The organism is Yoonia sp. (genome assembly GCF_014859355.1).
GTDB lineage: Bacteria > Pseudomonadota > Alphaproteobacteria > Rhodobacterales > Rhodobacteraceae > Yoonia.
In genome coordinates this window covers 1-8,254 of the sequence record NZ_JACUUJ010000065.1, presented here as the reverse complement: position 1 = coordinate 8,254, position 8,254 = coordinate 1, and the positions used below count along the sequence as shown (strand labels likewise).

Below are 8,254 nucleotides of genomic sequence, written 5' to 3'. Positions count from 1 at the left end.
TTGAGCAGGTGCTGCGTTCGAAACAGGTGGACATCGCCGCCTTTGGCTATTGGCAGACCACGTTCGAGGGCGCGGCGCGCGCGGGTGGGGGGTTGCGCAAGGTGTTCGACGACACGGATGTTCTGGGCGAGATCGCGGGCGGCTTTACCGTGCTGCGCCGTGACTGGGTCGAGGCCCACCCAGAGGCCGCGCGCCACTTTGTCGAGAAATCGGCGCTTGCGCTCGACTATGCCCGCGAGAACCCCGAAGAAACCCGAGAGATCATCGCCAAACTGCTTGAAGCGCGCGGAGAAAACCTGGAAGTGGCCAAGTTCTTTGCAGGTTTCGGCGTGCGCGAGGGTGGCCTTCCGGTTGCGCGTGACGTGCAGTTCTGGATCGACGTTCTGGTGCGCGAGGGCGCGCTGTCCGAGGGTCAGCTTGCCGCTGCCGACATCCTTCTGGTGACGGGCGATGCGCCTGTCACGAACTAAGGTTAGCGCGATGACTCTGGTGCAGACACAGACGAAAGGTGAGGTCACCATCCGTGACCTCACCAAGAGCTTCCCCCTTGACGGCGAGACATTGACTGTTCTCAAGGGGGTCAACCTGGATATTCGCAGTGGCGAGAGTCTTGCCATCGTGGGGGCCTCGGGTTCGGGCAAGACGACGCTTCTGCGCGTGCTGGCCGGGCTGGAAGAGCCAGACGCGGGCCAAGTGCTGATCGACGGCGCGCCAGTGCATGGGCTGGGGCGAGACCGCGCGGTGATCTTTCAGGAGCCGCGCCTGCTGCCCTGGCTTACGGTGCTGGACAACGTGGCCTTCGGGCTTGAGGTGCAAGGTGTGCCGAAACCGGACGCGGCCGAGCGGGCGCGGCGCTACATCCGGCTTGTCGGTCTGGCCGAGTTCGAGGGTGCCTGGCCCCGGCAGCTTTCGGGGGGCATGGCGCAACGGGTGGGTATCGCCCGCGCCCTGACTGTGCAGCCCGAAATCCTGCTGCTGGACGAGCCATTGGGCGCGCTTGACGCGATGACCAAGATGACCATGCAAGAGGAGCTGACCCGCATCTGGCACGAGGAAAAGGTGACGATGTTGCTGGTGACACATGACCTTGAAGAGGCGATCTTTCTCGCCGACCGGGTGCTGGTGCTTCCGGGGACCAAGGGCGACGCTATCCGGCTCATCGATGTGGACCTGCCCCGCCCGCGCGACCGCAACGACACGGATTTTGTCGGCTATCGCCGCCAGTTGATGGCAGAGTTCGGACTGCATTGAAACAAGGGTCGGCCGATATGCGCTTGGCCGGCCCTGGCGAACCCATTTCAAGGTTTCTCTTTCGACCTCGCGCATTGATTTCCAAGGTCGGATTTTCTTGACGACCTGTAACCACCCGATTGGCAGCGCCTGAACGACACCTGGGCGATGATCCAAGACACGTCGCTAACCACGTCGTTAACGACGTGCCTTATCCGGGATCTGTAATGCGCTGTGAAACTCTTGGGTTGCAGACGGATATGCGCAAAGGGATCGCAGGGCTGGCAGCGGTGGCTCAGGATGTGTTGCGGCAAAAGCCTGCCAATGGCGCGGTATTTGCGTTCAGAGGTCGTCGTGGCGACTGGCTGAAGTTGCTCTAACGTGATGGTCAAGGTTTTTGTCTTTACGACAATGTGCTTGAGCGAGGCTGTTTCCTTTGGGCAAATGCCCAAAATGGTGCAATGCGCCTGACCTTGGCACAGCTTTATCAGCAATCATTGCGGCACAATATGCGCGTTCAATCCGTGCCGGTTTGGTCGGTGAATGCCATGAACTTGGTGGTTCTGGCACGACGCGACAGGATGCTACCGTTTTGTCCAGGGAAGCGGAACAACAAATCGATGGTGTAGTCTGCTCGGGCGAAGTCTGACGCGGATCTGTGCATCAAGATCAATGCTGCCTTGGAAGAGCACCGCAAGCCCTATGGCGCGCGGAAGATATGGCAGGCGGGACCGGCAAAGCCGGGCGCTAGAGCGCATGTATCCCATCGTGATGTTCGACGCGTTGCGCGTGAAAATCCGCGATGCAAACAGCCAATTGGTCAAGAACAAGCCGGTCTACGTGGCCCTTGGCGTTACCCGTGACGGCCTTCGCGCGCCCCTGGCCCGCCGCCGCAGCGATGCGGGTCAATTTGACAGCCGGGCCACGGAAAAAAGCCGCGGCCCGGCTGTCGGTGGTCCATTCAGATCACGCCCTGTGCGCGCATTGCCTCGGCCACACGGATAAAGCCGCCGATGTTCGCGCCCAGAACATAGTCGCCCGGGGCGCCGTAATCCTCGGCCGTGTCGGCGCAGGTGTCGTGGATGTTGCGCATGATGACGCCCAGCCGGTCACGGGTCTGGTCGAATGTCCAGCGGTCGCGGCTGGCGTTTTGCTGCATCTCCAGCGCCGAAGTTGCAACCCCACCGGCATTGGCCGCCTTGCCCGGCGCAAACAGCACACCGGCCTTGCGGAACGCATCTACCGCATCGGGCGTGCAGGGCATGTTTGCGCCTTCCGCCACCAGATGCACGCCGTTGCCGATCAGCACGCGGGCATCGCGGGCCGTCAGTTCGTTCTGCGTGGCGCAGGGGAGCGCAATATCGCAAGGCACATCCCAGATCGAGCCCTTTCCGGCAGCGAAGTATTTCGCATCCTTGCGGGCCTTCACATACTCGCTGATCCGCCCGCGCCGCACTTCCTTGATCTCGCGCACCAGATCAAGGTCGATGCCGTCTTCATCCACCACATACCCGCTGCTGTCGGAACAGGCGACGACCTTTGCGCCAAATTTCAGGGCCTTGTCCATTGCATAGATTGCCACATTGCCCGAACCCGATACGATGGTGCGATGCCCCTCGATGGTCTTGCCCTGCCGTGCCAGCATGGATTCCACGAAATAGACCGTGCCATATCCCGTCGCCTCGGTGCGCGCCAGCGAACCGCCATAGGTCAGCCCCTTGCCGGTCAGCACGCCCGCCTCGAAGCTGTTGGTCAGGCGGCGATACTGGCCGAACATCCAGCCCACCTCGCGTCCGCCGACGCCGATGTCGCCTGCCGGCACGTCGGTCTTGTCACCGATATGGCGGAAAAGCTCGGTCATGAAGGACTGGCAAAAGCGCATGATCTCGCCGTCAGAGCGGTCCTTGGGGTCGAAGTCAGACCCGCCCTTGCCGCCGCCGATCGGCAGGCCGGTCAGCGCGTTCTTGAAGATCTGTTCGAAGCCGAGAAACTTGATGATCGACAGGTTCACCGAGGGGTGAAACCGCAGCCCGCCCTTATAGGGGCCAAGCGCGGAATTGTATTGCACGCGAAAGCCGCGGTTGACATGGACTTGGCCCTTGTCATCGGTCCAGGGCACGCGAAAGATGATCTGGCGCTCGGGCTCGCACAGCCGGTCGATCAGCCCATCCTCAAGATAGCCGGGATGCTTGGCGACCACCCGGCCAAGGCTTTCAAACACTTCGCGCACCGCCTGATGGAATTCCGCCTCAGCAGGGTTGCGGGCCAGGATGGTGGAATGGATACTCTCAAGTTTTTCGTCTACAGCCATGGTCTGCCTTTCATTTTCTGCCTTTGCTTACTGCGCGCAGCACCTAATGACAATTCCGCCGTGCAGCGGGATGATACGGAAAACTGACGCGGGACAAAGCCGAAGCGAAAAGGCGCTTTCATGTGGCGTCGGTTCGGGCCATTTTTACGGCGATCCGCGCGCGCGATCGTCAGGTCAAAGCCTTCGGTCAGGGTGATCAGCGTGGGCAGCCAGATAGTTCGTCGTGTTTGTTGCTGTGCATGTTATCAAAGGAACGGCACCAGACTACGACAATTCAATCCTGCTTTGAGATCGTGTCGGTCGTCACGGAAATCCGAAACCCCGACACCGCGTTCTTCAGGTGGCGACCGACAAAGCAGATGTTAGGATGCATTTCGCAGGGCAGCAATTCACGGCGTGTCACATTTTAGAGCGCATGGCACTGATTAGTGGACGTAGAGGTCGTCTGGCCCCCAAATATCAACAGATAAACGGAAGAAGCCATGCTCGCCAATCAACTGCAAGAAAAGCACTGCATACAGCGCCTGAAGGCGGGTGATGAGGCCGTATTTCGCGCACTCTACACGCGTCACAACCAGCCGCTGATTCGTATGGCGGCCACCATCGTGAACAGTCGCGCGACAGCCGAAGAAGTCGTGCAGGAGACCTGGATGGCGGTTCTGAAAAACATCGGCACCTTCGAAGGGCGGTCCTCGCTGGCCGGATGGATATTCACGATCCTGATCAACAAGGCACGGACCCGGGCGCGCCGCGATGGCCGATCGGTTTCATTCGACGAGGGTGGCGAGGATGACAACCTGTCCACCGCTTTCGACGGACACGGCCGTTGGAAGGCGATGCCCGAGCTTTGGGACGAAATTACGCCCGAGCGGATCGTGGCCGGACGTGGGCTTGCCGAGCATATGCGCATGGCAATTGATGCGCTGCCGCCAGCGCAGCGCGCCGTTATCGTGCTGAGGGTGCAACAGGAGTTCGAGCCGTCCGAGGTCTGCGCGATCCTTGGGCTGAGCGACGGGAACATGCGCATTCTCTTGCATCGCGCGCGACTATCCCTGCGCGCCACGCTGGCCAAACTTTTATAGTGTTGGGGGGGCAGGGTATTTCGGCCGTTCACGTTAACTTGTGCTGTGCCCTGTAACAAAGTCCTGTTGTGGGTGTCCTTTCCCTGTGAGGTTTACGAAAGGACCACATCGACATGTTAAGCTGCAAGGACATCGCCGACCGTGCCAGCGCCCTGAACGACGGGGAACTATCTGGCTGGGATGCGCTTCAGATCCGCCTGCATCTTGCAATGTGCAAGGGATGCAGCCGGTTTGTCGCGCAAATGCGGGCGACGGATCAACTGGCCGCGCGGGCCTCTGATCCGGGCGAGCCGCTGGAGCACGAAGCCGACGACCGCCGCTTGACCGAAATCCTTTCGACACTTCGCAAAGAACAATCGCGCCACTGAAACAGGGCGCATTTAAAAGGAAAGACCATGAACAAGATTGCTGCCGGCGCTGTTGCCGGGTTTGTCGCTACTGTTGTCCTCTCTGTGATGATGATGGCCAAGGGGATGATGGGTGTGATGCCCGAATTGGATGTCATCCACATGCTCAGCGGAATGATGGGCGCTCCGGCCATGATGGGTTGGATCGGGCATTTCATGATTGGCACACTGGCCTGGGGGATCGGGTTTGCGGTGCTTTACGGCATGATCCCGGGCGGATCTGCAGTGGTCAAGGGTATCGCCTTCGGCATTGCCGCCTGGCTGGGTATGATGGTCATGGTGATGCCGATGGCTGGCGTGGGGCTGTTCGGGATGGCGATGGGAGTTATGGCACCGATGATGACGCTGGCCCTTCATGTTATCTTTGGTGCGGTTCTGGGGCTGGTGTTCGCGGCACTTTCTGCGCCGCGGACGGCTATGGCGTGAGAATAAACGCACATGACCCCGCAGGACATTCTGGCGCTGAGCGCCATGCCGCCCACAAACCCCAGCTATCCGCGCGGACCTTATCGGTTCATTCAACGCGAATATCTGATCATTACCTATGAAACCGATCCGGATGCGGTCCGTGCCATCGTGCCCGAACCGCTGGAACCCGACGGATCGGGGCAGGTGCATTACGAATGGATTGCGATGCCCGACAGCGCTGGGTTTGGATCTTATCAGGAATCCGGCGTCGTCATTCCCTGCCTTTGGCAGGGAGAACCGGTGAACTACACCGCGATGATGTTTCTTAACGACGAACCGCCAATTAGCGCCGGCCGCGAGATATGGGGCTTTCCCAAACGCTGGGGCGAGCCAAAGCTGGAGGTGCGCACCGATACGCTGACCGGCACACTGCATTATGCGGGTGAACGGGTGGCCATGGGCACGATGGCCTACAAATACGAAGACCGGCTTGCCCCCAACCCCGCAGACCGGGGCAAGCACCTGCTCAAGACCAGCGTGAACCTCAAGCTCATTCCGTGCGTCACCGGCAATCTGCGGGTGGCCGAGCTTGTGGCCTACAACCTGACCGATGTGCATATGCACTTTCACTATTCGGGACCCGCGCGGCTTCACCTGATCCCGCATATCAACGCCCCCGTTGCCGACCTGCCGGTGCGGCGGGTGGTCGAGGGGCGGCATTTCAAGGCCGACCTGACGCTGCCTTACGGGCGCGTCCTTCACGATTACCTTGCTTGATTGGAAAACACATGACTAAACGAAAAACCGCTGTCGTTACCGGATCCTCTAGCGGGATCGGGCTTGGCATTGCACAGGCACTGGCCGCAAAGGGCATGAACGTCGTGTTGAACGGCATCGAACCAGAGGTTCAGATCGAACCGATCCGTGCGGGTTTGGCCACGGAGTTTGGCGTCGATGTCATTTATGACCGCGCCAACCTGATGGACCCGGCAGGGGTGGTCGCGCTGATGACCGGGGCCGAGGCACGGTTTGGCCCTGTCGATGTGCTGGTGAACAACGCGGGCATCCAGCACGTTGCACCGATCGAGGATTTCCCGGATGAAAAGTGGCAGGCGATCCTGAACCTGAACCTTTCTGCTGCGTTTTTTGCCACCAAGGCGGCCGTGCCGGGGATGAAGACCCGCGGTTGGGGCCGTATCATCAACATTGCCTCGGCGCACGGGCTTGTCGCCTCGCCCTACAAATCGGCTTATGTTGCAGCAAAGCACGGGTTGCTGGGCTTGACCAAGACCGTCGCGCTTGAGGTTGCGGAAAACGGCATTACCGTCAACGCGATCTGCCCCGGCTATGTCTGGACCCCGCTGGTGGAAAAGCAGATCCCCGAAACCGCAAAGGCGCGCGGCATGACCGAAGAAGAGGTGAAACGCGATGTGCTGCTGGCGGCACAACCGACCAAGAAATTCGCCACGGTCGGGCAAATAGGCGCGCTGGCGGCGTTTCTGGCGACTGACGACGCGGCGTCCATCACCGGTGCTGCGCTGCCGGTTGACGGCGGATGGACAGCACAATGAGCGCCAAGGTCACGGATCATCCCCGCAAGGCGGCACAAAAGACCAAGCGCGTCAATCTGGCGCTTCAGGGTGGCGGGTCACATGGGGCGTTTACATGGGGTGTTCTTGATGCCCTGCTTGCGGATGGCCGGATCGAGATCGCGGCGATTTCCGGCACCTCTGCCGGGGCCATGAATGCGGTTGCACTGGCCGATGGGTTCACATCCGGCGGGCCAGAGGGCGCACGCGAAAAGCTGCATCATCTGTGGTTGTCGGTCAGTGAAGCGGCGCGGCATTCGCCGGTCAAGCGCGATCCGCTTGATGTGATGATGGGCATCTGGAGCCTCGAACGGTCTTGGGGTTATCAGACTATGAACATGATGACGCGGCTTTTTTCGCCCTATCAGTTCAACCCCACTGACATGAACCCGCTGCGCGATATTGTCGAAGCCTGCATCGACTTTGAATGCGTTCGGCGGTGCGATAGTATTCGCCTGTTCATTTCTGCCACCAATGTGGAAACGGGCCGCGTCAAGGTCTTTGACAGCCGCACCATGACGGTTGATATGGTCATGGCCTCGGCTTGCCTGCCCAACATGTTCAAGGCCGTGATGATCGACAATGTGCCCTATTGGGACGGTGGTTATATGGGCAATCCGGCGCTGTTTCCGTTTCACACCGAAAGCGACAGCGCCGATACCATCGTCATTCAGATCAATCCGGTCGAACGAAAAGGCGCGCCGCGGTCGGCGCATGATATCCAGAACCGGCTGAACGAGATCAGCTTTAATTCGAGCCTTTTGAAAGAGTTGCGCGCGATTGATTTCGTGACCCGACTACTGGACGACGGCAAGCTGGACGAAGCGCACTATCGGCGGGCGCGCATCCACATCATCGCGAACGAAGCAGAACTGAACCCGCTGGGGGCCTCGTCCAAGGTGAATGCGGAATGGGCATTTTTGACCCATCTGCGCGACCTTGGTCGCGAAACCGCGACCGCCTGGCTTGACCGTCACCACGGTGATCTGGGTGAACGCGGCACCGTCGATCTGCGCACGATGTTCCAGGGCATCGGGCCGGAACATCAGGGCTAGGGGATAAAGCGCGTCGGCTGGCAGATCGCGTTTTGCGCGGCACGCCGGCCGACACATGCACGCTGGTCGTCAGGCGCGTTACCTTAGAAGCGCCGGAGCCCCAGTAACCTTTTGATTCCGGGTGCCAGGGACCAAAGAACGAACACCAACGCCAGCCCCAAAATCGTCGCAC

The 8,254-nt window shown here is 60.2% G+C and carries 10 protein-coding genes and 1 pseudogene; 10 read left to right on the top strand and 1 reads right to left on the bottom strand.

All coding sequences use genetic code 11. The features are described 5' to 3' along the window. The 4 genes and pseudogenes from IBX59_RS14415 to IBX59_RS14400 form a co-directional block, all read left to right on the top strand. The coding region (locus tag IBX59_RS14415; protein ID WP_367119391.1) for an ABC transporter substrate-binding protein at window positions 1-470 on the top strand (470 nt) is incomplete at its 5' end. A gap of 91 nt (window positions 471-561) precedes the next feature. Continuing rightward, on the top strand, window positions 562-1,251 hold the full coding sequence (locus tag IBX59_RS14410) for an ABC transporter ATP-binding protein (protein WP_296376795.1): 690 nt from the start codon (window positions 562-564) through the stop codon (window positions 1,249-1,251). A gap of 206 nt (window positions 1,252-1,457) precedes the next feature. After that, the gene (tnpB, locus tag IBX59_RS14405) at window positions 1,458-1,610 is read left to right on the top strand and encodes an IS66 family insertion sequence element accessory protein TnpB (protein ID WP_296376792.1); all 153 of its coding nucleotides are present in this window, start codon (window positions 1,458-1,460) and stop codon (window positions 1,608-1,610) included. Between the two features lie 355 nt (window positions 1,611-1,965). Beyond that, window positions 1,966-2,103 (top strand): annotated as a pseudogene (locus IBX59_RS14400) (transposase); the annotation flags it as partial. A gap of 88 nt (window positions 2,104-2,191) precedes the next feature. On the opposite strand, the gene gdhA reads toward IBX59_RS14400, so the two are convergent. Then, window positions 2,192-3,541 (bottom strand): NADP-specific glutamate dehydrogenase, encoded by a 1,350-nt coding sequence (gdhA, locus tag IBX59_RS14395; RefSeq protein WP_296376791.1) that lies wholly within the window; start codon window positions 3,539-3,541, stop codon window positions 2,192-2,194. Between the two features lie 482 nt (window positions 3,542-4,023). On the opposite strand from gdhA, the gene IBX59_RS14390 reads away from it, so the two are divergent. The 6 genes from IBX59_RS14390 to IBX59_RS14365 all read left to right on the top strand — a co-directional run bounded on the left by IBX59_RS14390 (window position 4,024) and on the right by IBX59_RS14365 (window position 8,082). Then, on the top strand, window positions 4,024-4,623 hold the full coding sequence (locus IBX59_RS14390) for a sigma-70 family RNA polymerase sigma factor (RefSeq protein WP_296376789.1): 600 nt from the start codon (window positions 4,024-4,026) through the stop codon (window positions 4,621-4,623). Window positions 4,624-4,736: 113 nt separating this feature from the next. Further along, entirely contained in the window at window positions 4,737-4,991 is a 255-nt protein-coding gene (locus tag IBX59_RS14385) for an anti-sigma factor (RefSeq protein WP_296376787.1), read from the top strand. A 27-nt stretch (window positions 4,992-5,018) separates the two neighbouring features. After that, on the top strand, window positions 5,019-5,456 hold the full coding sequence (locus IBX59_RS14380) for a DUF6789 family protein (RefSeq protein ID WP_296376786.1): 438 nt from the start codon (window positions 5,019-5,021) through the stop codon (window positions 5,454-5,456). A gap of 12 nt (window positions 5,457-5,468) precedes the next feature. After that, window positions 5,469-6,215 (top strand): acetoacetate decarboxylase, encoded by a 747-nt coding sequence (locus IBX59_RS14375; protein WP_296376784.1) that lies wholly within the window; start codon window positions 5,469-5,471, stop codon window positions 6,213-6,215. Between the two features lie 11 nt (window positions 6,216-6,226). Beyond that, complete coding sequence (locus IBX59_RS14370; protein WP_296376782.1) at window positions 6,227-7,009, top strand: 3-hydroxybutyrate dehydrogenase; 783 nt, start codon at window positions 6,227-6,229, stop codon at window positions 7,007-7,009. Beyond that, entirely contained in the window at window positions 7,006-8,082 is a 1,077-nt protein-coding gene (locus IBX59_RS14365; RefSeq protein WP_296376779.1) for a patatin-like phospholipase family protein, read from the top strand. Before IBX59_RS14370 ends, IBX59_RS14365 begins: the two co-directional genes overlap by 4 nt. Window positions 8,083-8,254 lie beyond the last annotated feature (172 nt).

Coding starts and splice junctions, on each gene's coding strand:
- IBX59_RS14365 (WP_296376779.1), top strand. CDS start 7,006: ATGAGCGCCAAGGTCACGGATCATCCCCGCAAGGCGGCACAAAAGACC.
- IBX59_RS14385 (WP_296376787.1), top strand. CDS start 4,737: ATGTTAAGCTGCAAGGACATCGCCGACCGTGCCAGCGCCCTGAACGAC.
- IBX59_RS14375 (WP_296376784.1), top strand. CDS start 5,469: ATGACCCCGCAGGACATTCTGGCGCTGAGCGCCATGCCGCCCACAAAC.
- IBX59_RS14390 (WP_296376789.1), top strand. CDS start 4,024: ATGCTCGCCAATCAACTGCAAGAAAAGCACTGCATACAGCGCCTGAAG.
- tnpB (WP_296376792.1), top strand. CDS start 1,458: ATGCGCTGTGAAACTCTTGGGTTGCAGACGGATATGCGCAAAGGGATC.
- IBX59_RS14370 (WP_296376782.1), top strand. CDS start 6,227: ATGACTAAACGAAAAACCGCTGTCGTTACCGGATCCTCTAGCGGGATC.
- IBX59_RS14380 (WP_296376786.1), top strand. CDS start 5,019: ATGAACAAGATTGCTGCCGGCGCTGTTGCCGGGTTTGTCGCTACTGTT.
- gdhA (WP_296376791.1), bottom strand. CDS start 3,541: ATGGCTGTAGACGAAAAACTTGAGAGTATCCATTCCACCATCCTGGCC.